This window comes from Poseidonocella sp. HB161398, assembly GCF_005870025.1.
GTDB lineage: Bacteria > Pseudomonadota > Alphaproteobacteria > Rhodobacterales > Rhodobacteraceae > Mangrovicoccus.
In genome coordinates, this window is sequence record NZ_VATA01000041.1 from 1 (window position 1) to 23523 (window position 23523).

General features: G+C 65.5%; 20 protein-coding genes and 1 pseudogene. 9 read left to right on the forward strand and 12 right to left on the reverse strand.

All coding sequences use genetic code 11. From position 1 onward, the window contains the following. The 11 genes and pseudogenes from FGX59_RS38190 to FGX59_RS24950 all read right to left on the reverse strand — a co-directional run. Positions 1 to 192 (reverse strand): hypothetical protein (locus FGX59_RS38190; RefSeq protein WP_206078429.1); only part of this gene is annotated, 192 nt, incomplete at its 3' end. A 189-nt stretch (positions 193 to 381) separates the two neighbouring features. After that, positions 382 to 1203, reverse strand: a pseudogene (locus tag FGX59_RS39800) (transposase); the annotation flags it as partial. Positions 1204 to 2463: 1260 nt separating this feature from the next. Next, complete coding sequence (gene rpoC / locus FGX59_RS24910; RefSeq protein WP_138469841.1) at positions 2464 to 6747, reverse strand: DNA-directed RNA polymerase subunit beta'; 4284 nt, start codon at positions 6745 to 6747, stop codon at positions 2464 to 2466. 69 nt (positions 6748 to 6816) lie between these two features. Beyond that, a complete protein-coding gene (gene rpoB / locus FGX59_RS24915) occupies positions 6817 to 10953 on the reverse strand; it encodes a DNA-directed RNA polymerase subunit beta (protein ID WP_138469842.1) in 4137 nt (1378 codons plus the stop codon). 246 nt (positions 10954 to 11199) lie between these two features. Further along, a complete protein-coding gene (gene rplL / locus FGX59_RS24920) occupies positions 11200 to 11580 on the reverse strand; it encodes a 50S ribosomal protein L7/L12 (protein WP_138469843.1) in 381 nt (126 codons plus the stop codon). 66 nt (positions 11581 to 11646) lie between these two features. Further along, positions 11647 to 12165, reverse strand: coding sequence for a 50S ribosomal protein L10 (rplJ, locus tag FGX59_RS24925; RefSeq protein ID WP_138469844.1), 519 nt, complete (start codon positions 12163 to 12165; stop codon positions 11647 to 11649). A 431-nt stretch (positions 12166 to 12596) separates the two neighbouring features. After that, positions 12597 to 13298 carry a 50S ribosomal protein L1 gene (gene rplA / locus FGX59_RS24930; protein ID WP_138469845.1) on the reverse strand — a complete coding sequence of 234 codons (702 nt, stop codon included), beginning with the start codon at positions 13296 to 13298 and terminating at the stop codon, positions 12597 to 12599. Positions 13299 to 13301: 3 nt separating this feature from the next. Next, positions 13302 to 13754, reverse strand: coding sequence for a 50S ribosomal protein L11 (rplK, locus tag FGX59_RS24935; protein ID WP_138469846.1), 453 nt, complete (start codon positions 13752 to 13754; stop codon positions 13302 to 13304). A gap of 121 nt (positions 13755 to 13875) precedes the next feature. After that, positions 13876 to 14409 carry a transcription termination/antitermination protein NusG gene (gene nusG / locus FGX59_RS24940; RefSeq protein ID WP_138469847.1) on the reverse strand — a complete coding sequence of 178 codons (534 nt, stop codon included), beginning with the start codon at positions 14407 to 14409 and terminating at the stop codon, positions 13876 to 13878. 157 nt (positions 14410 to 14566) lie between these two features. Beyond that, entirely contained in the window at positions 14567 to 14767 is a 201-nt protein-coding gene (gene secE / locus FGX59_RS24945; RefSeq protein WP_138469848.1) for a preprotein translocase subunit SecE, read from the reverse strand. A gap of 51 nt (positions 14768 to 14818) precedes the next feature. Next, positions 14819 to 15661, reverse strand: a complete 843-nt coding sequence (locus tag FGX59_RS24950) for a hypothetical protein (RefSeq protein ID WP_138469849.1) — start codon at positions 15659 to 15661, stop codon at positions 14819 to 14821. A gap of 194 nt (positions 15662 to 15855) precedes the next feature. Between FGX59_RS24950 and FGX59_RS24955 the strand changes: the two genes are divergently transcribed. The 9 genes from FGX59_RS24955 to FGX59_RS24995 all read left to right on the forward strand — a co-directional run bounded on the left by FGX59_RS24955 (position 15856) and on the right by FGX59_RS24995 (position 21859). Further along, entirely contained in the window at positions 15856 to 16200 is a 345-nt protein-coding gene (locus FGX59_RS24955) for a hypothetical protein (protein WP_138469850.1), read from the forward strand. Positions 16201 to 16811: 611 nt separating this feature from the next. Beyond that, positions 16812 to 17438 carry a hypothetical protein gene (locus tag FGX59_RS24960; RefSeq protein WP_138469851.1) on the forward strand — a complete coding sequence of 209 codons (627 nt, stop codon included), beginning with the start codon at positions 16812 to 16814 and terminating at the stop codon, positions 17436 to 17438. Beyond that, entirely contained in the window at positions 17431 to 17736 is a 306-nt protein-coding gene (locus FGX59_RS24965) for a hypothetical protein (protein ID WP_138469852.1), read from the forward strand. Before FGX59_RS24960 ends, FGX59_RS24965 begins: the two co-directional genes overlap by 8 nt. 1 nt (position 17737) lies before the next feature. Beyond that, positions 17738 to 18616, forward strand: a complete 879-nt coding sequence (locus FGX59_RS24970; RefSeq protein ID WP_138469853.1) for a hypothetical protein — start codon at positions 17738 to 17740, stop codon at positions 18614 to 18616. Next, on the forward strand, positions 18616 to 18969 hold the full coding sequence (locus FGX59_RS24975) for a hypothetical protein (RefSeq protein WP_138469854.1): 354 nt from the start codon (positions 18616 to 18618) through the stop codon (positions 18967 to 18969). Before FGX59_RS24970 ends, FGX59_RS24975 begins: the two co-directional genes overlap by 1 nt. A gap of 10 nt (positions 18970 to 18979) precedes the next feature. After that, positions 18980 to 19783, forward strand: a complete 804-nt coding sequence (locus FGX59_RS24980) for a hypothetical protein (protein WP_138469855.1) — start codon at positions 18980 to 18982, stop codon at positions 19781 to 19783. Positions 19784 to 19801: 18 nt separating this feature from the next. Further along, complete coding sequence (locus FGX59_RS24985) at positions 19802 to 20302, forward strand: DUF736 domain-containing protein (RefSeq protein ID WP_138469856.1); 501 nt, start codon at positions 19802 to 19804, stop codon at positions 20300 to 20302. Positions 20303 to 20448: 146 nt separating this feature from the next. Continuing rightward, positions 20449 to 21594 (forward strand): ATP-dependent RecD-like DNA helicase, encoded by a 1146-nt coding sequence (locus tag FGX59_RS24990; RefSeq protein ID WP_138469857.1) that lies wholly within the window; start codon positions 20449 to 20451, stop codon positions 21592 to 21594. A 34-nt stretch (positions 21595 to 21628) separates the two neighbouring features. Then, positions 21629 to 21859: a hypothetical protein gene (locus FGX59_RS24995; protein ID WP_138469858.1), complete on the forward strand. Its 231-nt coding sequence runs from the start codon at positions 21629 to 21631 to the stop codon at positions 21857 to 21859. 269 nt (positions 21860 to 22128) lie between these two features. On the opposite strand, the gene FGX59_RS25000 is transcribed toward FGX59_RS24995, so the two are convergent. Next, positions 22129 to 23508, reverse strand: coding sequence for a hypothetical protein (locus FGX59_RS25000; RefSeq protein ID WP_138469859.1), 1380 nt, complete (start codon positions 23506 to 23508; stop codon positions 22129 to 22131). Positions 23509 to 23523: the final 15 nt, after the last annotated feature.

The window sequence follows — 23523 nt, forward strand, 5'->3', positions numbered from 1 at the left end:
TCGCGGCTGCGCTCGGACCAGTGGCGCTTGCCGCTCATTCCTCAACCGCTTTACAGCAATCGGTATCCCGATGACTGTGGCCGCAGGATAAGCGTCTCCGGGGAAAGGGGAAGTGCGATCATCAGCTGATTTGCGCAACAGCGCCGCTTCACGGTCGAATTCCATGATGCGTTCGGCGGCATAGGCCGGCATCTAGCGCAGGAGATCGCCATCGGCGCGCTGGTCAATCAGTTCGAGCAGCGCCGTTCTCTCTTCGGCCATCGTCAACTCCGTGCCGGTTCCAGGCTTCGCAACCCGAACCTGACCCGAAGAAAGGCGATGACTGCCGCCGTTCCCCCGGCCGCGTGCGGGCCGCCTGAACAACTCGATGGGGCATGATCCGGCGGTTTGGCGGTCGGGATCCCTCGAGACGATCCGCTCGCCGGACGACTTGAGGGCCCTCATCCCGGCCTCGATCCGGCCGCGGACATGATAGCCGGACCATCGTTTCCAGAGTGAGCCGGAACCGCGGCGCCAGTGGCACCACGGAAGTCCGGCGCACGCGGCCGAGGCGCCGGGTAGCCGGCAGGATGGTGTTCCGCGCGAGCGCAGCAGGGCAGTCCGGGCCGCTCCTGCGGACAGGAATGACCCCTGTGCCTCCGCGCCTGAATCGCGGCATGGCCCCGGCTGGGGTCGAAAGTGCAATCGCCGCGGCCGATCTCTCCGCCCTCCGGGAGCTGGCCGGGGAGTTCCGGCAGATTCGGGCTATCGCCCTCGCGGCTGGACGTGAACTCCACCGCCCGGATGACGCCTGTCGCGGTATCCGTGGCCAGATGGATTTTGCGGTGCTGGCGGCGGCGCTGCATACAGGGCGTCTTGGCGGCCACGCAGCCCGGGCTTTCGCGGCGCCACCGGCGCTACGCTTCCTCTTCATTCACCGGGGACCTGGAGGCCTGTGCTGTCCGCTGCCCGAGAGGGGACCGCCGGGTTCAGAGGGCCGGGAGCCTCGCGGGACGACACCTGGATGCTGATCATTCGACGGGCTTCCGCGGCCCCGTTTCGCTCTGGCACCGGCTGAGCGTGGAGACGTCGGGCGCCGGCCAGTCAGTCTGCCATCTCGAGGAAGCCGGAGACCAGTCCGGCCGCCTGGCGCGTCGCCCTTGCCACCCGGGCCGCTGGCGCGGCTATGGCAGCCGGGCCGAGGAGCACCTGCGCCATGAGGCATGTGCGTGCCGGGATGATTGCCATGTCCCGCGGGGCAGTGGCCGGCTGCAGACATGCGCAGGGCCCTGGTGCGCGGCCTTGTCCTGCCGCCGGCTGGCATGGAGTTGCCCGGATGGAGGCCCTTCCGGACCGGCGGGCTCCGGACCCCGGTCCCGGCGCTGACTTGCCCCGCCCTTCCCTGCGTCCGCCCGGCGCGACGGCACCCTGCCTGGCCAAGCGGGCCCGCAACGCCTGTACCAGCCGGGGTCCGTGCGGGACCCGCAGGTCACGGCTGCGCAAGGGCATGGCAAGCGCCTGCTGCGCCCGCGTCCTGAGGCAGTCCTGACCCCGCCCTCACTGGCTCGGTCCGTATCGGCGGTCCCGCGGCGGCCTCGGCAATGGCTCGGGCGTCATTCGCATCCGCCCGCGGCGGAAAGGCCTCCCGGATTTCTACGGAAACCGCCGCGCTCTGGCGCTTGACGGAAGGCGTCACGCATGCCGGCCGGATCAGGCGCAGGTCACTGACCGAAGCCGACAGCTCCCGGGCCCGGCGATGCGAGCTCGCGCGGGCCCATCGCGATCTTGCGGGGCGCGATATTGCAGGGCGTGATCCGGGACATGAACCGCAGGAAGGGGCTCCGGGGCCCGAACCTCGTCGCAACGACCCTGCCTTCGGCATCTGCTCCGTGCAGCCGAAGGACAGTCCTGGCCAGACCGGCTGCCGCCATGGCAAGTTTCTCCATGAACGACACGCCGGCTTGACGGTGACCGTCACTCCGCCCCGGCTTGGCGCAGCGCTGCCGGATGGGGGGCTCCAACCCGTCAGAGCTGGAGGGTATTCATCGGGCAGGGTGCCGCCCGTCCGGCCCTCGGCGCCTCCCCCGGAAGACTCGCCGCTGGCGCGGACCGGTTCGGAGTCCTCCGGACCGTCGGCTGATCCTCATTATTCGGAGAAGTGCGGCGGACGCCTTGGGCGCTCCTCCTTCGGGCCATGGCCCGGTCCAGCCAGACAAGCAGCGAAACGCGCCGAATGCGGCCGTCATTGCAGGATTTCCGGGTCCTCGCGCGTTAGGGCAGGCCGTGGCTTCGTCGTGGAGGGGGGGCTAACCCGCCAGTGGCACGCCGTGACTCCCGCTGATCGGAGGGGGCTGCAACAAGGCCGGCTTGCGGAGACGGGGCGGCGCGCTGTGCTGCCATGCATCCCGCAAGCGAGGGTTCAATAAAGGAAAACCCCCGCAAAGGCGGGGGTTTCCTGAGTTTGCAGAGGGGGACGCGGCGGGATCAGTCCTCGCCGCGCTCCGGCAGGTCGACGAGACCGCTATCCTCGGCACCGCCGAAGATGTCGTCGCCCAGCACCTGGTCGAAGCCGCCCGACATGTCGTCGGCTTCCGGCGCGGCCAGCGCCAGGGCGGCTTCCGCCTCTTCCTGGCGTGCCTCGATCACCGTCTGGTCGCGGTCGGAGGCGATCCGGCGGATCCGCTGGGTCGCACCGCCCGTGCCCGCCGGGATCAGCCGACCGACGATGACGTTCTCCTTCAGGCCGACAAGCTTGTCGCGCTTGCCCTGCACCGAGGCCTCGGTGAGGACGCGGGTGGTCTCCTGGAAGGAGGCCGCCGAGATGAAGGAGCGGGTCTGCAGCGACGCCTTGGTGATCCCGAGCAGGATCGGCTCGCCGGAGGCCGCGCGGCCGCCCTTCGACTCCGCCTTGGCATTGGCCTCGTCGAACTCGACCTTGTCGACATGCTCGCCCTTCAGCAGCGTGGTGTCACCCGAGTCGAGGATCTCCCACTTCTGCAGCATCTGGCGGACGATCACCTCGATGTGCTTGTCGTTGATCTTCACGCCCTGCAGCCGGTAGACCGCCTGCACCTCGTCGATCATGTAGTCGGCCAGCGCCTCGATGCCCATGATCCGCAGGATGTCATGCGGGGCAGGGTTGCCGTCGAGGATGTAGTCGCCCTTCTGGACGAAGTCGCCCTCGGCCACCGGGATGTGCTTGCCCTTCGGCACCATGTACTCGACCGGTTCCATCGTCTCGTCGACCGGATCGATCGTGATGCGGCGCTTGTTCTTGTAGTCGCGGCCGAACTTCACGTAGCCGTCCAGCTCCGCGATGATCGCATGGTCCTTCGGACGCCGTGCCTCGAACAGTTCCGCCACCCGCGGCAGACCGCCGGTGATGTCCTTGGTGCCGCCGCCCTCGCGCGGGATCCGCGCGACGATGTCGCCCGGCTGCACCTCGGTGCCGTCCTCCAGCGAGAGGATCGCGTCGACCGACATCGGGTAGGTGATCGGTCGGCCCTGCTCGTTGCGCATCGGCTCGCCGTCTTCGCCGACGATGATGATCTCGGGCTTGAGCTCGTTGCCCTTCGGCGCGGTGCGCCAGTCCATCACGATCTTCTGCGACATGCCGGTGGCATCGTCGACATCCTCGCGCACCGAGATGCCCGCGGTCAGATCGACGAATTTCACCTTGCCCGCGGCTTCGGCGATCATCGGCAGGGTGAAGGGGTCCCATTCGAAGAGACGTTCGCCGCGCTTGATCTCCTGGCCGTCCTTGACCCAGAGCTTGGAGCCGTAGCCGACCTTGTGGGTCACCAGATCCTCGCCGGTCTCGCCGATGATGGCGAGGACGAGGTTCCGGCCCATGACCAGGATGTCGCCATTCGCCGCCGTCATCAGGTTCGGGTTGCGAAGTTCGACCCGGCCGGACTGGCTGGATTCCTGGAAGGACTGCTGGCCGCCGCCCTGCGCCACGCCGCCGATGTGGAAGGTCCGCATCGTCAGCTGGGTGCCGGGTTCGCCGATCGACTGGGCCGCGATGATGCCGACAGCCTCGCCGATATTGACCGGCGTGCCGCGGGCCAGGTCACGGCCGTAGCACTTGGCGCAGACGCCATCCTCGGTGTCGCAGGTCAGCGGCGAGCGGATCTGCATGGTCTGGACGCGCGCGGTCTCGATCAGGTCGGCCTTGCGCTCGTCGATCAGCTCGTTCTCCGCGACCAGCAGCTCCTCGGTGCCCGGGCGGAACACGTCCTCGGCCGCGACACGGCCCAGGATGCGCTCGCTGAGCGAGGAAACCACTTCGCCGTCATTGACCGCCGCCTGCGCGGTGATCGAGCGCGAGCCGCCGCAATCGTCCTGGCGGACGATGCAGTCCTGCGCCACGTCCACCAGACGGCGGGTCAGGTAGCCCGAGTTCGCCGTCTTCAGAGCGGTATCCGACAGGCCCTTCCGGGCGCCGTGGGTCGAGTTGAAGTACTCGAGAACGGTGAGGCCTTCCTTGAAGTTCGAGATGATCGGCGTCTCGATGATCTCGCCATTCGGCTTGTTCATCAGGCCGCGCATCCCGCCCAGCTGCTTCATCTGGGTCACGGAGCCCCGCGCCTTCGAGTCGGACATCATGTAGACCGAGTTCGGCTCGCCCTCGGACCCGTCCTCGTTGATCGGCAGCTTCTTGATGGTCGCCATCATGGCGTCCGTCACCTTGTCGTTGCACTTCGACCAGGCGTCGACCACCTTGTTGTACTTTTCGCCCTGGGTGATCAGGCCGTCCATGTACTGCTGCTCGAACTCCTTGACCTGGTCGCGCACGCCATTGACGATCTCCCACTTGTTGTCGGGGATCACCATGTCGTCCTTGCCGAAGGAGATGCCGGCCTTGAAGGCCTCGCGGAAGCCCAGCGTCATGATCTGGTCGCAGAAGATGACCGACTCCTTCTGGCCGCAATAGCGGTAGACGGTGTCGATGACCTGCTGCACTTCGCCTTTCTTGAGCAGGCGGTTGACCAGCTCGAAGGGCGCCTTGGCGTTCAGCGGCAGGAGCGCGCCGACCTTCAGGCGGCCCGGCGTGGTCTGGTAGCGCTTGATGATCTCCAGGCCGTTCTCGTCGATCTGCTTGACCCGTGCGGTGACGGAGGCGTGCAGGTGGACGGCGCCGGAGGCCAGAGCATGCTCGACCTCTTCCATGTTGGCGAAGACCATGCCCTCGCCGACCATGCCCTTCCGCTCCAGGGTCACGTAGTAGAGACCCAGGATCATGTCCTGCGACGGAACGATGATCGGCGCGCCGTTGGCGGGCGACAGGACGTTGTTCGTCGACATCATCAGGACGCGCGCTTCCAGCTGGGCCTCGAGGCTCAGCGGCACGTGCACGGCCATCTGGTCGCCGTCGAAGTCGGCGTTGAACGCGGAGCAGACCAGCGGGTGCAGCTGGATCGCCTTGCCTTCGATCAGGACCGGCTCGAAGGCCTGGATGCCCAGACGGTGCAGCGTCGGTGCGCGGTTCAGCATCACCGGGTGCTCGCGGATCACCTCGTCAAGGATGTCCCAGACTTCGGGACGCTCTTTCTCGACCAGCTTCTTCGCCTGCTTCACGGTGCTCGACAGGCCCTTGGCCTCGAGGCGCGAGTAGATGAAGGGCTTGAAGAGCTCCAGCGCCATCTTCTTCGGCAGGCCGCATTGCTGCAGCTTCAGCTCGGGACCGGTCACGATCACCGAACGGCCGGAGAAGTCGACCCGCTTGCCCAGAAGGTTCTGGCGGAAGCGGCCCTGCTTGCCTTTCAGCATGTCCGACAGCGACTTCAGCGGACGCTTGTTGGCGCCGGTGATGACGCGGCCGCGGCGGCCGTTGTCGAAGAGGGCGTCGACCGACTCCTGCAGCATCCGCTTTTCGTTGCGGATGATGATGTCCGGCGCGCGCAGCTCGATCAGCCGCTTGAGGCGGTTGTTCCGGTTGATCACGCGGCGGTACAGGTCGTTGAGGTCCGACGTCGCGAAGCGGCCGCCATCCAGCGGAACCAGCGGACGCAGTTCCGGCGGGATGACCGGGATCACGGTCATGATCATCCATTCCGGGCGGTTGCCGGATTCGATGAAGGACTCGACGATCTTCAGGCGCTTGATGATCTTCTTCGGCTTCAGCTCGCCGGTGGCCTCGGCGAGGTCGGCGCGCAGCTGCTCGGCCTCGGCTTCGAGGTCGATCATGGAGAGCATCTCGCGGATCGCCTCGGCGCCGATATTGGCGGTGAAGGCGTCGGTGCCGTAGGCATCCTGCGCGTCCATGTACTCTTCTTCGGACAGCATCTGGCCCTGGGTCAGGTCAGTCAGACCCGGCTCGATGACCACGTACTGCTCGAAATAGAGGATCCGCTCCAGGTCGCGCAGCGTCATGTCGAGCATGAGGCCGATGCGGGAGGGCAGGGACTTCAGGAACCAGATATGCGCGACCGGCGATGCCAGCTCGATATGGCCCATGCGCTCGCGGCGCACTTTCTGCAGGGTAACCTCGACGCCGCACTTTTCGCAGACGACGCCGCGGTACTTCATGCGCTTGTACTTGCCGCAGAGGCATTCGTAGTCCTTGATCGGACCGAAGATGCGCGCGCAGAACAGGCCGTCGCGTTCCGGCTTGAACGTGCGGTAGTTGATCGTCTCGGGCTTCTTGATCTCGCCATAGGACCACGACAGGATCCGTTCGGGGGAGGCGAGGGACACCTTGATCTCGTCGAACTGCTTCGGCGGGGTCAGGGGATTGAACGGGTTGTTCACGAGTTCCTGGTTCATTGGGCTATCCTTGAAATTGCACGGAGAGGGGAGCGGCGGGCCCGCAGGCCCGCCAGGCGGCTGGCGCCGTTACTCCGATCCCTCCGCGTCCAGGAGTTCCATGTTGAGGCCCAGACCCCGGACCTCCTTGACGAGAACGTTGAACGATTCCGGCACGCCGGCCTCGAAGTTGTCCTCGCCCTTGACGATGCTTTCGTAGACCTTGGTCCGGCCCGCCACGTCGTCCGACTTCACCGTCAGCATTTCCTGCAGGGTGTAGGCGGCGCCGTAGGCTTCGAGTGCCCAGACCTCCATCTCCCCGAAACGCTGGCCGCCGAACTGCGCCTTGCCGCCCAGCGGCTGCTGGGTGACGAGCGAGTACGGGCCGGTCGAGCGCGCGTGGATCTTGTCGTCCACGAGGTGGTGCAGCTTGAGCAGGTACTTCACGCCGACAGTGACCTTGCGCGCGAACTCCTCGCCGGTGCGGCCGTCGAACAGACGGCTCTGGCCGGAGGTGTTGAAGCCCGCCTTGGTCAGCGCGTCGTTGATGTCATGCTCTTTAGCGCCGTCGAAGACCGGAGTCGCGATCGGAACGCCGCCGGTGACATTGCCCGCCGCTTCGAGAAGCTGGCCCTCGTCCATGCCGGCAATGCCCTCTTCCCAGATCTCGTCGCCATAGACGAACTTCATGGCGTCGCGGACCGGGGTGAGGTCGCCGGTATGCTTGTAGGCCTGCAGGGCTTCGTCGATCTGGATGCCCAGGCCGCGCGATGCCCAGCCCATGTGGGTTTCCAGGATCTGCCCGACGTTCATCCGCGAAGGCACGCCCAGCGGGTTCAGCACGAAGTCGACCGGGGTCCCGTCCTCGAGGAACGGCATGTCCTCCATCGGCACAACGCGGGAGATGACGCCCTTGTTGCCGTGACGGCCGGCCATCTTGTCCCCGGGCTGGAGCTTGCGCTTCACCGCGACGAAGACCTTGACCATCTTCATCACGCCCGGCGGCAGGTCGTCGCCGCGGCGGACTTTCTCCACCTTGTCCTCGAAGCGGGCGTCAAGCGCGCGCTTCTGCGCTTCGTACTGGGCGTTGAGCGCCTCGATCATCTGCGCTTCGGCTTCGTTCTCGAGCGCGAGCTGCCACCACTGGCCGCGGCTCAGGCCGGAAAGGACCTCTTCGGTGATCTCGGTGCCCGGGCGGATGCCCTTCGGACCCTTCACCGCGGGCTTGCCGAGGATCATGTCCTTGAGGCGCGCGTAGATGTTGCGCTCCAGGATGATCAGCTCGTCGTCGCGGTCGCGGCTGAGGCGTTCCACCTCTTCGCGCTCGATCTGGATCGCGCGCTCGTCCTTGTCGACGCCGTGGCGGTTGAACACCCGGACCTCGACGATGGTGCCGTAATCGCCCGGGGGCAGGCGCAGCGAGGTGTCGCGCACGTCCGAGGCCTTCTCGCCGAAGATGGCGCGCAGGAGCTTTTCTTCCGGCGTCATCGGGCTTTCGCCCTTCGGCGTGATCTTGCCCACGAGGATGTCGCCCGGACCGACTTCTGCGCCGATATAGACGATGCCCGCCTCGTCGAGGTTGCGCAGGGCTTCCTCGCCGACGTTCGGGATGTCGCGGGTGATCTCCTCCGGCCCGAGCTTCGTGTCGCGGGCGGCGACTTCGAATTCCTCGATATGGATCGAGGTGAAGACGTCGTCACGCACGATGCGCTCGGAGATGAGGATGGAGTCCTCGTAGTTGTAGCCGTTCCAGGGCATGAAGGCGACGATGACGTTCTTGCCGAGCGCCAGTTCCCCCATGTCGGTCGACGGGCCGTCGGCGATGACCTCGCCCTTGGTCACCAGATCGCCCACCTTCACCTGCGGACGCTGGTTGATGCAGGTGTTCTGGTTCGAACGCTGGAACTTGCGCATCCGGTAGATGTCGACGCCGGCATCGCCGAGCTCGAGATCTTCGGTGGCGCGGACCACGATCCGGGTCGCGTCGACCTGGTCGATGATCCCGCCGCGCTTGGCCATGATCGCCGCGCCGGAGTCACGGGCGACGACCTGCTCGATGCCGGTGCCGACCAGAGGCGCGGTGGCCTGCAGGAGCGGAACCGCCTGGCGCTGCATGTTCGAGCCCATGAGGGCGCGGTTGGCGTCGTCGTTTTCCAGGAACGGGATCAGCGAGGCCGCGACCGAGACCAGCTGCTTCGGCGACACGTCGATCAGGTCGACGCTTTCGCGCGGGTTCAGCGTGTAGTCGCCCGACTGGCGGGTGTTGACCATCTCGTTGGTGAGGCGGCCGCCCTCGTCCAGCGACGCGTTCGCCTGGGCGATGACGTGGCGCTGTTCCTCGGTGGCGGACATGTAGTGGACCTCGTCGGTCACCGTCGCGTCCTTCACCACCCGGTAGGGGGTCTCGATGAAGCCGTACTTGTTCACGCGGGCGAAGGTCGCCAGCGAGTTGATGAGACCGATGTTCGGGCCTTCCGGCGTTTCGATCGGGCACATCCGGCCATAGTGGGTCGTGTGGACGTCGCGGACCTCGAAGCCCGCGCGCTCGCGCGTCAGGCCGCCCGGCCCGAGCGCCGAGAGGCGCCGCTTGTGCGTGACTTCCGACAGCGGGTTCGTCTGGTCCATGAACTGCGAGAGCTGCGAGGAGCCGAAGAACTCGCGCACGGCGGCAGCCGCGGGCTTGGCGTTGATCAGGTCCTGCGGCATGACCGTGTCGATCTCGACGGAGGACATGCGCTCCTTGATGGCGCGCTCCATCCGCAGCAGGCCGACGCGGTACTGGTTCTCCATCAGCTCGCCGACAGAGCGGACGCGGCGGTTGCCGAGGTGGTCGATGTCATCGACTTCGCCCTTGCCGTCGCGCAGCTCGACCAGCGCCTTGATGCAGGCGATGATGTCTTCCTTGCGCAGCGTGCGCTGCGTGTCGGCGGCATCGAGCGCCAGGCGCATGTTCATCTTCACCCGGCCGACGGCCGAGAGGTCGTAGCGCTCGCTGTCGAAGAACAGGCTGTCGAACAGGGTCGAGGCGGCCTCGACGGTGGGCGGCTCGCCCGGACGCATGACGCGGTAGATGTCCATGAGCGCGGAGTCGCGGTTCATGTTCTTGTCGGTCGCCATGGTGTTGCGGATGTACGGGCCGACATTGATGTTGTCGATGTCGAGCACCGGGATCTCGGTCACGCCCGCATCGAGCAGGGCCTTCAGCGACCCGCCGGAGATCTCGCCGCCCTTGTCGAGTTCCCAGGTCAGCTCGTCGCCGGCCTCGACGTAGATCGCGCCGTTTTCCTCGTTGATGATGTCCTTGGCGACGTAGCGGCCGATGATGTGGTCGAAGGGGACCAGCAGTTCGGTCACGGAGCCTTCGTCCAGAAGCTGCTTGACCTTGCGCGGGGTCATCTTCTGGCCGGCTTCGCAGATGATCTCGCCGGAGGCGGCATCCACGAGGTCGTAGGTCGGACGGGTGCCGCGGACGCGCTCGGGGAAGAACTTCGTCACCCAGCCGCGCGAGCCGTCGAGACGGAAGTTCACCGTGTCGTAATAGGCGTCGCAGATGCCTTCCTGGTCGAGGCCGAGCGCATAGAGCAGCGTCGTCACCGGAAGCTTCCGGCGGCGGTCGATGCGCGCGAACACGATGTCCTTGGCGTCGAACTCGAAGTCCAGCCAGGAGCCGCGGTAGGGGATGATCCGGCAGGCGAAGAGCAGCTTGCCCGAGGAATGGGTCTTGCCCTTGTCATGATCGAAGAACACGCCCGGCGAGCGGTGCATCTGGGACACGATCACGCGCTCGGTGCCGTTGACGATGAAGGTGCCGTTCGGCGTCATGAGCGGCATGTCGCCCATGAACACGTCCTGCTCCTTGATGTCCTTCACCGACTTGGCGCCGGTGTCTTCGTCGATATCGAACACGATCAGGCGGAGCGTGACTTTCAGCGGCGCGCTGAAGGTCATGTCGCGCTGCATGCACTCCTCGACGTCGTATTTGGGCTTTTCCAGCTCGTACTTGACGAATTCCAGGACGGCGGTCTCGTTGAAATCCTTGATCGGGAAGACCGACTGGAACACGCCCATGATGCCTTCGCCGTCCAGCGGCTGAGGGGCATCGCCCGATTTCAGGAACAATTCGTAAGAACTTTTCTGAACCTCGATGAGGTTCGGCATCTCGAGAACTTCACGGATGCGACCGTAATATTTGCGGAGTCGTTTCTGGCCGAGGAAGGACTGAGCCATGCGCGTCGTCACCTTTCGTGTTTCGCCAACGCGCGGCCCGGTGGGGTGGCCGGCAGCGCGCCGATGAAATCAGGGGGATCGGTCCATTCCTGGCTCCCGTCCCAAAGGGAGCCGCTCGACCGGTCCGCACCCTGGAGAGGAGCCGCAGAAAAGGCCCCTCTCCAAGACGCGGATAGCTGGACCCGGAAAAAATCCGGATCCAGCCACCGAATAGTGCAATCAGGTACGCGACATCCGCGTACGTGATTACTTGAGTTCGATCTCGGCGCCGACTGCTTCCAGCTTCGCCTTGATGTCTTCTGCTTCGGCTTTGTCGACGCCTTCTTTGACGGCTTTGCCGCCGGCTTCGACCAGCTCTTTCGCTTCCTTGAGGCCCAGGCCGGTGATGCCGCGGACTTCTTTGATGACCTTGATCTTCTCGGCGCCAGCCGATTTCAGGATCACGTCGAATTCGGTCTGCTCTTCGGCAGCCGCTGCGCCGGCATCGCCGGCCGGACCTGCGACCATGACGGCGCCGCCCGCTGCGGGCTCGATGCCGTACTCGTCTTTCAGGATGGTTTTCAGTTCTTGTGCTTCGAGCAGGGTCAGGTTGACGATTTGCTCGGCGAGTGCTTTCAGATCAGCCATTTCTCTGGTTCCGTATATCTAGATGTGTTCCAACGCGAAGTGTTCCAACCCCACGCGGTTCCCATGTCACGCGGCCTCGCCGCGCTCCTCGATTGTCGAAAGGATGCTTGCGATGTTGCTTGCAGGCGTGCCAATGGCACCGGCGATGTTCGAAGCAGGTGCACCAATGCAGCCGACGATGGAAGCGATGAGCTCCTCGCGCGACGGCATCTGGGACACGGTCTTCACACCGTTCCGGTCCAGCACCGTGTCGCCCATTGCACCGCCAAGGATCTGGAACTTTTCGTTCCCCTTGGCGTAGTCCTCGGCAGCCTTGGCCGCAGCCACAGGATCCTCGGAATAGGACAGCACGGTCATGCCCGTCAGGAGGTCACCCATGGCTTCCGCCGGGTGGCCCTGGAGGGCGATCTTGGCGAGCCGGTTCTTGGCAACGCGCACGAATCCGCCGGCATCGCGCATGCGCGCCCGCAGATCCTGCATCTCGGCAACCGTGAGACCCGCGTAGTGTGCAACCACCACGACGCCAGAGCTTTCGAAGATCTGGCCGAGTTCCTCGACCACTTTCTCTTTCTGGGCTCTATCCACAGTTTTGCTCCAAGTTTGAGGGGTTGCCCCCTCGGCTCATGTCTGCCGGGCTGGGCCCGACGTTCGGGTCCGTAGAGGGTCCCGAGCCTAGATCGCCAAAGAGCAGGTCGCTGCCTGCTCCCAGAGAAAATGTCTCGATCCCCATCTCGGGAAGGAAATTAAGCGCCTTCGGTCAGCCCCTGGCGGCTTCCCTCGACGCACCCTCCGTCTCGGACAGACTGCCCGGAGCAAGCGACTCGTTCCGGACAGGAGCCGGTTCTGTAGACCCGATTCCCGCGGAAGGGAAGAGGGAAAATGAAACGGCCCCGCCGGACGCTTGCCGGGACGGGCATTCCGGCGCGGCCGGGCCGCCCCCATGAACGCGGAAACGCGCCCCTGGGGGCGCGTTCCGATTTCTGCAGTCCGTCGGTCCCGAAGGCCGCGACCGGGCCTCAGGAGGCCGAGGCTGCGCTGTCGACGTCGACCGACACGCCCGGGCCCATGGTGGAGCTGAGCGAGATCTTCGTCAGGTAGGCACCCTTGGCACCCGACGGCTTGGCGCGCGAGACCGCTTCCACGAAGGCGCGGACGTTCTCGGCCAGCTTGCCGTCGTCGAAGGAGCACTTGCCGATACCGGCATGGATGACGCCTGCCTTCTCGACCTTGAACTGGACTTCACCGCCCTTGGCATTCGCCACGGCCTGAGCCACGTCCATGGTCACGGTGCCGACTTTCGGGTTCGGCATCAGGTTGCGCGGGCCGAGGATCTTGCCCAGGCGGCCGACGATCGGCATCATGTCCGGGGTCGCGATGCAGCGATCGAACTCGATCGTGCCGCCCTGGATGGTTTCCATCAGCTCTTCCGCGCCGACGATGTCCGCGCCTGCGGCCTTGGCTTCGTCAGCCTTGGCGCCACGGGCGAAGACGGCGACGCGCACGGTCTTGCCGGTGCCGTTCGGAAGGGTGACCACGCCGCGGACCATCTGGTCTGCGTGGCGCGGGTCGACGCCCAGGTTCATCGCGATCTCGAGGGTCTCGTCGAATTTCGCGGAGGCGGCGCCCTTGATCAGGGTGACAGCTTCCTCGACCGAGAGGTTTTCCTTGCCGACGAAGGCTTCGCGGGCGGCTTTGGTACGCTTACCGAGCTTTGCCATGACTTAGCCTTTCACCTCGATGCCCATGGACTTCGCGGAGCCCAGGATGATCTGCATTGCGCCATCGACGTCGTTCGCGTTGAGGTCCTTCATCTTGGCCTCTGCGATTTCGCGCACCTGGGAGACGGTGACGGTCGCGATGGTCTCGCGGCCCGGCTTCTCGGCGCCCTTCGGACGGTTGCGCTTGCCGACCGGCTTCAGGCCGGCAGCTTTCTTCAGGTAGTAAGACGCGGGGGGCGTCTTGATGTCCATCGTGAAGGACTTGTCCTGATAGTAGCTGATGACGGTCGGGCAGGGGGCGCCCGGCTCCATGTCCTGCGTCTTGGCGTTGAACGCCTTGCAGAATTCCATGATGTTGATGCCGCGCTGACCCAGAGCCGGGCCGACGGGCGGGGACGGGTTCGCTTGGCCGGCTTTCACCTGAAGCTTCAGGGTGCCGATCAGTTTCTTGGCCATCTGGCCTCTCCTTCTGACAAGCGGCGGATCGCTCCGCCTCCAACGGCTCCCGGCGCGCCGAGAGCCAAAGTTGCCGTGGTCAGGTCCCGGACGCGTCCGGGGGGCCTCCCACGCCTTGCACTCAGATCAGCTTGGTGACCTGCGTGAATTCCAGCTCGACCGGGGTCTCCCGGCCGAAAATGGACACCGTCACCTTCAGGCGCTGGTTGTCCTCGTCCACCTCGCCCACGAGGCCTTCGAAATCCTCGAACGGGCCGTCGGCGACCTTGACCTTCTCGCCCACCTCGAAATGGATGAGCGTGCGGGGCTGTTCGACCCCTTCCTCGACCCGGTTCAGGATCTGGTTCACTTCGGCGTCGCGCATCGGCATCGGCTTGCCCTGCGGCCCGAGGAACCCGGTGACCCGGTTGATCGAGCTGATCAGGTGATAGCCCTGATCCGTCATTTCCATCCGCACGAGCACGTAGCCCGGCATGAAGCGGCGCGGGACCGAGACCTTCTTGCCGCGGCGGATCTCGATCACTTCCTCTTCGGGGACGAGAACCTCTTCGATCTGGTCCTCAAGTCCCTTCTCGGCGACCTCGTGGCGGATCTGTTCCGCGATCTTCTTCTCGAAATTCGAGAGGACGCTGACCGAGTACCACCGTTTCGCCATCTTGCCTTTTCCTTCGTCCCGCCCGCGGCGGCTCGTTCCATTGCGGAACAGCAGAGCACGCCGCGAATCGCGGCACGCCACGTTTTGAGTGAGTGTGCGTGCTAGCTCCCGCCGCCCGAAATGGCAAGAGCCGTTTTCCGCCCCGCAGGGCGCGCCGTCAGCTGCCGAAGAAGGTCAGGACCGACTGCAGCCCGAAGCGGATGATCATGTCGACCACCGAGAAGAACAGCGCGAAGATGGCGGTCAGCACCAGCACCATGAGGCTGGTGATCAGCACCTCGCGGCGGGTGGGCCAGGCGATCTTGGAGATCTCGCCGCGCACCTGCTGGATGAACTGAACGGGGTTGGTTGTCGCCATGTCCTGAACCTCTCTGAATCCTGGCGCAGATACTGCGTGCGGCGGGATTGTTCAAGTCCCGTGGACTCCGGGCCGCAGCAGGACCGTCGCGGGCAGGGCGGCGATCGCGGCGGTGTCGCGCGCATAGGCCGCGCCTGCGCGGAGCCGCGCGAGCCGTCCGAACGGGCGGAAGCCCGGGCCGCGGAAATCCGGGCGGCAGCCCGCGGCGGCGTAGCGCGCGCGGATCTCGGACCCGCCCGGGCCGCCATTCGCCTGGCCCGAGAGGTCGACCGGAGGATGGCCGGGGCCGAGCAGCGCCCGGAGGAGCGCGGGGCCGACGGAGGGAAAGTCCTCGTAGCGCCAGACGGTCAGCCCGGCCACGCCCGGCACGGACCCCAGGGCGCGGCAGAGCGGCAGCCAGCGCAGGCGGCGCAGCGGCAGCTGCCGCGCGTAGTCCCGCCAGGGCAGGAACGGGTGCTGGCGGAGGTGGAAGCGGTAGCAGGAGGCGTAGTAGTCTGCCGGGTGGCGCAGCGCCAGGAAGAGCTGCACCTGCGTCAGGCCGAGCTCCGCGAGGAGCCGGGACAGCCGCTCGGCGGCCTCCGGATAGGGGCCGGGGCGGGGGCCGAGGAAATTGTCCTCCATCGTGCCGGGGATGTTCTCTTCGGAGATCAGCAGCAGGCGGCTGCCATGGGCATGCCGGGCGAGCCGGCGGCGGGCGCGTCCGGGCGCGGCGGCGCCCTCGAGCGCCTCGCGGATGCCGGTGCCCCCGGCGCGGATCGCCTGCGGCCCCAGATAGGCGATCCCGGCGGCGCGCAGCGCCGGTTCCGCCCGGCCGAGCGCGGCCTGCAGATGCGTGGTGGCGGTCTTGTGGAGGCCCAGATGGATACGGCAGGCCGACGCGTCGCGGGCTGGCATGGCTCCCTCCGCTGGTCGCGCGGAGGAATAGCGCCGATCCGCTAAGGAAGCGTCACCCGGGTCCGTGTCTCTGGAGAAAGTGGCAGGGGCAGCAGGGTTCGAACCCGCGACCTACGGTTTTGGAGTCCGCGTCAAATCACTGTTTGCAATGGGTTTTTCTGTAGAATAGACCTGAAATCGAGCACCTAAAGCCAATGGGTTACGAGGAAACTGTAAACCGGCTGACGGTGCTCGAACGCAAAAAGTCCGCAAAAAGTGGAATGCACATGCCTGATAACCGACCGTTACTGCCGAAGGGTTGCACCCTGCGGCAAGCGCAGAAGCTCGCCAAATCCCCGATCACACTCAGCACACCTGATTGGGAGAAACCCGCCTCGCAGGAGGCTGAACAGCTTCGCAAGGAACTGGCGGCAGCCCGCCAGACCACCGGCCAGCTCGAAAAGCAGCTCGCCAGCGCCCTGAGAGAGAACGCCGTCATGCGCGAACTCGTCGGCCAGGTCGCGAAAGTCACCCGGACCCTGAACGTCAGCACCCCGTGACACCCTCCCAGCGGAGCCTCGCGCTCCTGAAGGCTGAGGGATTTCAAACCGCCGTCGTAGAACGGTGGAATCCTCACGCCCGCATAAGGCAAGACCTGTTCGGTTTTGCAGACCTAATAGCCGTGCAGCCGGGGGTTGTCCCCCGGCTGGTCCAAGTCACTTCCGGGTCGAACGTCTCCGCCCGCGTCTCCAAGATCCTCGAAGAGCCCCGTGCTCTCGCCTGCCTCCTGGGCGGGTTCGAGGTGATCGTTCATGGATGGCGCAGGGTGAAGGTGAAACGCGGCGGCAAAGCCATGCGATGGGCGCCGCGGATCGTCCCGGTCAACGCCGAGGACTTCAACCTGTGCCTTTACCCGCGACAAGCCCATTCACCGGGCTTGCAGGCCCTCTCGACGCAATCGCCGCCGCCACCGGCCTGAGCGTCAACCAGATCGTTCACGCGCTCAATACGGCCCTGCACCAGCAGGTCGCGTGGACGCCTGCGCCGCACGGCGACCCCTCCCCTTCCCGCGCCGTGCCGCTGGCTGCCGAATGGCGGCCCTCGGAGCGCGCCCTGTCAGAACTCAGGGCGCGCTTCCCCCACCACGATTTCAACGAGGAAGAGGCAATCCATGACTTCGCATCCTGGTCCCATCGTGCCGGGCGGCTCCACCGAGACGCAGACGGCGATTTCGTCGCGAACATCGCCCGGATCCTTGAGCGCAGGCCGCCCGGCCCAGTTGCGTTTGCAGATCGAGGACGCGGAGATCGCCCGGGTTCGGTCCGCGCTTTCCTGTCTGGGGGCATGGCCCTCTGACGAAAGCCCGACATGGGCGAACATCAAGGACATCGAGCGCAACTTCGACGCGCTCTACCTTTGCCGGCTGCACATGCGGAGCTGGTTCGTGCCCAAGGCGGTCACGCGCGAGAGCATCGCCGCCGCCGGGGCCGCGCTGGTCGACCAGCCTGCCGACTCCGCCGCGCTGCGCGTCAGCCTCTACCAGCTCTGGCTCAAGACCAAGCACGAGCGAATGGCCGACGACGACCGCAATGCGATGCTCACCGAGTACGCGCGCAATCTGGCAGCCTACCCGCCGGAGCAGGTCCAGCTCGTGCTCGCCGAGTATGCCGAGAAAGAGCGCTTCTGGCCTGCCTGGGCAGAGCTGCACACGCGCCTGTCGGGCCTGTCCATTGCCCGCGCCGCCCTGACTGCCGGGCTGCGCATCCTCTACCGCAAGATCGAGACCGCCAATGCATGACGCCGGAACCCATTTCTTCGCCTTCTCGCTCGAGGACAAGCGCCAGCGGGCATTCGTGGCCGAGCAGAACAAGCTCCTGCCCTACGACGCCGAGGCCTCCCAGCTGGTCGACGCAGTGCTCTACAACGCCTGCGCCGCGCTGATCCCGCTCGTCTGGCTCGGCGTCCAGATGGAGGACCTGGCCGGGCTGTTCAGCTCGGTCAAGGAGGGCTGCGAGGAACGCTACGGCCCCACGCCCAACGAGGCGACCATCGTCCACCACGACGCGATCTACCAAGCCCCATTCGGAGAACACTGACATGGACCGGAACAAATACCTCGGCTCGTCCGATGCCCGCGACATCCTCTCGGGCGACTGGAACCGCATGTACCGCGAGAAGATGGGCCTGCAGCCCCGCGAAGATCTGTCGGGCTCCTGGCCGGTCCAGCTTGGCCTCGCCACCGAGGACGCGCACCTTGACTGGACCATCGCCAAGCTGGCCGAAGAACACGGCGAGGGCTTCAAGCACTCGAAGCTGAAGGACGACGGCGACCAGCACGAGGCGGTCTTCAAGCCCGAGGGCACCTTCCACAACCCGGTGATCGGCTCGCATCCCGACGCCCTGATCCGCACGCCCGACGGCTTTGTCTATCCCATGGAGGTCAAGCACACGGGCCGGTGGGCGGACGCGGAGGAAGCCGCCGACTTCTACATGCCCCAGCTGCAGCACCACATGCTCTGCTGGCGATCGGAGCTACTGCTGTTCTCGGTGATCGTCGGCGCGGCGCAGCCCGAATACATCTGGATCGGCGCAAGCGAGGACTGGCAGCGCCACTACATCGAGCGCTGCGATGCCTTCTGGCACCACGTCAAGTCGAAGACGCCGCCGAGTCCGCGCTTCTTCGACAGCTCCATGAAGCCCAAGCCGATCGTTCCGGCCGCGATCAAGAACACCGTGCCGTTCAACGGCATGATGCGCCGTGACCTGAGCGACAACAACCAGATCCCCGCGCTGGTCGATGAGTTCGTGACCACGAAGCTGGCGGCCGCCCGGCACGAAGAGGTCAAGAAAGAGCTGAAAGAGCTCGTGAAGGACACCGACAGCGAGGTCTACCACCCGCGGATCACGATGAAGCGCAACAAGCGCGGCGCGATCCTGATCGCCATCCACGACGAAGCGAAGAAGGAGGCTGCCTGATGGACGGCTCGAACCTGCGTGAACTGGAAGGCATGGGCTACATCGAGGACGCCGCGCGGCCGGTGCAGGACCTGATCCTGGCCCGGATCGAGCGGGGCGACCAGCTCGACGCCAAGCGCTGCTATGTCTCGGCCCGGCCCAACCCGCGGCTCGGGCTGGCCACCATCAAGTTCTCCGGCGTGTTCGCCGGGGAGCCTGACAACCGCTGGGTCATCGAGACCGCGGATCACTGGATCATCAACCCCTTGATGGACGCCTTCCGCAGCGGCCTGGGCCATTGCGAGCCCGGCTATGCGGCGCGCGAGGCGTTCATGGCCGAGCTTCTCGATGAAGCGCGGCAGGCAGCGTTCTAAGGAGGCTCCCATGCCCGACGGCAGTTTCGACAACAAGTTCACGGCGAACATCGCGCTGTGGGAAACGCTCCGGCCGGTGGACCGGAGCTACACCAAGCCGATCACCGGCAAGAGCTACAAGGGCGACAGCCCGAACCCCACCTACATCATCATGAAGCTGACCGAAGCGCTCGGGCCGATCGGCGCGCGCTGGGGCTTCAACGTGGTCCGGGAGACCGTCCGGGAGGGCGTTCCGCACTCGATCATTGTCGAGCAGGAGCAGGAGATGGACACCTCCGGCTCCGAGCCGCGGATGAAATCCAAGCGCGTGCGCTACGAGATCATCCGCGAGCAGCACCACCAGCTCGAAATCGAGTTCTGGCTGATCGACCGGGAGAGCGGCGAGCGCCGATCCTTCTCGGCCTTCGGCGGCACGCCCATGGTCTACATGGCCAAGTCGGGCAAGTGGATCGTGGACGAGGACGCGGCGAAGAAGAGCCTGACCGACGCCTACACCAAGGCGGCAAGCTGGCTCGGGGCCTGCGCCGACATTTTCCTCGGCATCTTCGATGACAAGTACACCAGCCAGCCGCACAACGCGCCGGGCATGGACGGCCCGCCCCAGCAGCAGTCCCGGCAGGACTACGGCCCGCAGGGCGGCGGAGGCTGGGACGCGCAGGGCGAGCACCTGACCGGCCAGACCCAGGCAGGGCGCGATCCCGCAGACGATTTCGACCGCGTGGCCAACCAGGTCAACCGCGAGCACGCAGAGCGCCAGCAGCAGGCGCGCCAACCCGATCACCAGAGACAGACCAGCACCCCCTCGGGCTGGTAACGCAAGAGGACAAGACAGATGGCAGACGGCAGCGGCTACGACAACACCAACAGCGGCATGGTCTTCAAGCCGCATCACGACCAGGTGCTTTCCGGCTCGGGCAAGCTCAACATCAACGGGCAGGATACGCGGATCGTCATGATGTACGAGCAGGTCAGCCGGGACGGCCAGAAGCAGCTCGTGCTCTACCAGCGCATCGGGCCGCTCTTCCCGAACGACCGGCAGGAGAATGAGCGGTCGCCGCAGTTCTCCGGCCCCTGCGACGGCCCCCTGTCGCACATGCGGCTCGCCGCGTGGAAGCGCTCGAAGGACGGGCGCGACTACCTGAGCCTCAAGATCAGCGAGCGGCAGCAGCAGGGCGGCGGCCAGCAGGGCGGCGGCAACGGCTGGGGCAATGACGGCGGCGGCTATGGTCAGCAGGGCTATGGCGGCGGCACGGCCCACAACCCGCAGCAGCAGCCCCCGCAGCAGCAGCGCGCGTATGGCGGCGGCTACTCGGACGATGAAATCCCTTTCTGATCGCGCCGCGCGCCTGATGCCGCAGGCGCGCGCCTTCTGCCTGGGCGTGGTTCTCGGAGCCGCGCTCATGGCCTCCCCAGCTCTCGGGATTGTTCTGGCCATCGTTGCAGCGGTGGCGCTCGTCCCGCTTTTCAAGAGGTAATTCCATGGACGGCTCCGCGCTGCTTGCCCCCGAAGTCGGGCACTATTCCCCCGGACAGATCATCGCGCTCGAAAGCGTGATGGACTGGCTGGCAACCCCGGCCGAGCGCCGGCCGCAGATCTTTCGGCTGTTCGGCTATGCCGGGACCGGCAAGACGACGATCGCCAAGACCATCGCCAAGGGCATCCGGGGCGACGTGGTGTTCATGGCCTTCACCGGCAAGGCGGCGTTGCAGATGCGCCGCTCGGGCTGCCACGGCGCGTCGACCATCCATTCGACCATCTACCAGCCGGTAGACGGCAAGGACGGGTCTGTGACCTACGTGCTGAACAAGGACAGCGATTGCGTGCATGCCGGGCTCATCGTCATTGACGAGTGCTCCATGGTCGGCGAGGAACTGGCCAAGGACATCCTGAGCTTCGGCAAGCCGGTCCTGGTGCTGGGCGATCCCGCGCAGCTCCCGCCAGTCTCGAGCGCAGGCTATTTCACCGAGGCCGAGCCGGACGCGATGCTGACCGAGATCCATCGGCAGGCCGAGGGCAATCCGATCATCGCCCTGGCGACCATGATCCGCAATGGCGACATCCCGCAGAGCTGGGACCGCGGCGGCGCCGTGCGCATGGTGTCCCGCGGCACCCTGACCCCGCAGGAGGTCGTGAAGGCGGATCAGGTGATCGTCGGCACGCACACCCTGCGCAACGGCTTCAACAAGCGCATCCGGCGCACGCTCGGCCGCGCCGGGCCCACGCCGGAAATCGGCGATCGACTGCTGTGCCTGAAGAACGACAAGAGCCTCGGGATCTTCAACGGGGGACTCTTCACCGTGCGCGACATGCTGCACCGCAAGCGCGGCTCCACCAAGTTTCGCATGAAGCTGACCGACGACGACAACGGCAAGCGGGGCGCGTTCATCACGTCCGTGCGCCAGGAGTTCTTCCTCGGCGGCGTGGAGAACCTGGAATGGCGCGACCTCAAGCACAGCCAGCAATTCGATTATGGATACGCGATGACATGCCACAAAGCGCAGGGTAGCCAGTGGCAACACGTCATTGTATACGACGAAAGCGAGACTTTCCGTGATGATGCCGAACGTTGGCTCTATACGGCCGTTACCCGTGCTCAGGAGCGATTGACGCTGGTGACCGGCTGATCCTCCCCTCCGCATAAGAATCTAGGAGATGTACGTGATTTACGTCGCCCTCATCCTTTACCTATTGCCCCTTCTCCATATCCTCCTCGATCCGCCGGAGCCGCGGGAGCTGCTGAGTGAGGCTGCGATGGCAAACCGTTTCCTGCGTATTGCGGACAGGAAATGGGCCTACAGGCTCGTTGTGGTGCTGCTGGCCCTGATCTGGCCGGTGACGTTCGCCGCGGAAATCCTGATGACGTTCTTGGAAAGAGTGCTGAAGCTGTGAACGATAGCACGGAGCAGTTTCTCATTGCCGAGGAAAAGGTCGTGCTCGCACTTTGCAATGTGTGGATGGGGTTGGCTTGACAGCGTGCCCCCTCGAAGAACAGCCGGGTCTCACGGAGCTGAAATGCCCGTCTTTGAGACCCCGGCAGGCGGTGGGGACGAATAACACCTGCATCATGGACGCCGGGTCCTTTTCCTGCCCGGATGGACCATGAACAAGAAGGCCCGCCGGAGCGATCCGGCGGGCCTTTTTTCATGCTGATGCAGCGATCAGAGATACGGCGTGTGCTTAACCGCGGCGGCGCCTTCCTGCAGGAGCCCGCCGATGGTGGCTGCTCCGGCAACGACCGGATCCTTGTAGTAGAGCTCGCCGGTGTCAGCCATCTTCCGGCAGTAATACTGCAGGATCGCGGCGTTCGCGACATAGTTCCGGCCCACGATCACATCGGTCGTGGCATAGGACGAGGGATCGTCGTTGTGCATGTCGATGGCGATCCGGAGCGGATCCGCGCTGCTGCCTTCCGGTTCCAGGCGTGCGGGGTTCGGTCCCTGGAAGTAGTTGTCCTCAATGAACATGCCGATGACGTGATCGAGGTAGATGTCTTTCGGGTTGGCCCGGTTCACATAGTCCTCTTCATCCACGGTCTTCTGCACGAAGTTGTTCAGAAGGATCTCGCCCATGGCCGCGCCCTTCACGTAGACGCCATAGTCGCGGAAGTCGATGAAGTTCGCCCGCGCCGAGAAGCCCGGCTCTGCGCCGTCGCGGTGCCAGACGATCCCGATAATGCAAGTCGGGAAGCGGTTGTTGGTGAAGACGCCGATCTCGGGCTGCCCGCCGGTGTCGTTCGGATCATACGTGAAGCTGATCGGGCTGGTCTCGTTCTGCGGGATGTTGCCGCGGCAGATGATCGGGTACTTCGCGCGCGAAATCACGCACTGGTTGACCTCGGGTGCATAGGCGCCGTCGAGGACGATGCCGTTCACGATGGTCCACAGCTCGCTGTCGTCCGACCAGTCGCCCGTGTTGTCAGCGCCGGTTTCGAAGACGTTCTCGTGGTTGCCGGACGCGACGACGACATTCTCGACCAGCGGCCGGTTGTGGCAGCTCAGGTCGAACAGATTGGCGAAGTATTCCCCGTCCTGGCTCAGACCGTAGAAGTCGTCATAGCCGCCGACATAGACGTTGCGGATCACTGCGGTGCGGTGCATCTGGCCGCCGCGGCGGGTGGACCGGGAGCGCAGCAGGTAGGTGCCGTCGTTCATGCCGGAGCCCTGCGCGAGGAAACCCAGATCGGAGATTTCCAGCGTCGAGTTGCGCTTGGACACGTCGATGCGGATGCGGTCCTGGGCCGGGAAGCGCCACACCTTGGAGACGATCTTCGAGACGGTCGGACCCTGGCCGACGATCTTGAAATGGCACGTCACCTCGTTGCCGTTCTCGTCGGTGTCGAGATCGACATCGACATTCGTGCGCAGCTCCCAGTCGCCCGGCGGGATGATGAGGGTTGCGCTGCCGTTGGCCTGGGCATAGCGCACGGCATCGACAATTGCCGGGCCGATGTCCTGCCCCGTGGTGGTGCCATCGGTCAGGTCAGCATCGAAGTTGGACAGCGGCATGGCCGCTTCGGCCTGAAGGGTAGTTCGGGTCACTAGGTAAGCCTTCTT

What these genes read in the sequence shown, in the direction of transcription:
- rpoC (WP_138469841.1), bottom strand. Translation starts at nt 6,747, where the DNA reads ATGAACCAGGAACTCGTGAACAACCCGTTCAATCCCCTGACCCCGCCG.
- rpoB (WP_138469842.1), bottom strand. Translation starts at nt 10,953, where the DNA reads ATGGCTCAGTCCTTCCTCGGCCAGAAACGACTCCGCAAATATTACGGT.
- rplL (WP_138469843.1), bottom strand. Translation starts at nt 11,580, where the DNA reads ATGGCTGATCTGAAAGCACTCGCCGAGCAAATCGTCAACCTGACCCTG.
- rplA (WP_138469845.1), bottom strand. Translation starts at nt 13,298, where the DNA reads ATGGCAAAGCTCGGTAAGCGTACCAAAGCCGCCCGCGAAGCCTTCGTC.
- rplK (WP_138469846.1), bottom strand. Translation starts at nt 13,754, where the DNA reads ATGGCCAAGAAACTGATCGGCACCCTGAAGCTTCAGGTGAAAGCCGGC.
- nusG (WP_138469847.1), bottom strand. Translation starts at nt 14,409, where the DNA reads ATGGCGAAACGGTGGTACTCGGTCAGCGTCCTCTCGAATTTCGAGAAG.
- secE (WP_138469848.1), bottom strand. Translation starts at nt 14,767, where the DNA reads ATGGCGACAACCAACCCCGTTCAGTTCATCCAGCAGGTGCGCGGCGAG.
- FGX59_RS24950 (WP_138469849.1), bottom strand. Translation starts at nt 15,661, where the DNA reads ATGCCAGCCCGCGACGCGTCGGCCTGCCGTATCCATCTGGGCCTCCAC.
- FGX59_RS24955 (WP_138469850.1), top strand. Translation starts at nt 15,856, where the DNA reads ATGGGTTACGAGGAAACTGTAAACCGGCTGACGGTGCTCGAACGCAAA.
- FGX59_RS24960 (WP_138469851.1), top strand. Translation starts at nt 16,812, where the DNA reads ATGACTTCGCATCCTGGTCCCATCGTGCCGGGCGGCTCCACCGAGACG.
- FGX59_RS24965 (WP_138469852.1), top strand. Translation starts at nt 17,431, where the DNA reads ATGCATGACGCCGGAACCCATTTCTTCGCCTTCTCGCTCGAGGACAAG.
- FGX59_RS24970 (WP_138469853.1), top strand. Translation starts at nt 17,738, where the DNA reads ATGGACCGGAACAAATACCTCGGCTCGTCCGATGCCCGCGACATCCTC.
- FGX59_RS24975 (WP_138469854.1), top strand. Translation starts at nt 18,616, where the DNA reads ATGGACGGCTCGAACCTGCGTGAACTGGAAGGCATGGGCTACATCGAG.
- FGX59_RS24980 (WP_138469855.1), top strand. Translation starts at nt 18,980, where the DNA reads ATGCCCGACGGCAGTTTCGACAACAAGTTCACGGCGAACATCGCGCTG.
- FGX59_RS24985 (WP_138469856.1), top strand. Translation starts at nt 19,802, where the DNA reads ATGGCAGACGGCAGCGGCTACGACAACACCAACAGCGGCATGGTCTTC.
- FGX59_RS24990 (WP_138469857.1), top strand. Translation starts at nt 20,449, where the DNA reads ATGGACGGCTCCGCGCTGCTTGCCCCCGAAGTCGGGCACTATTCCCCC.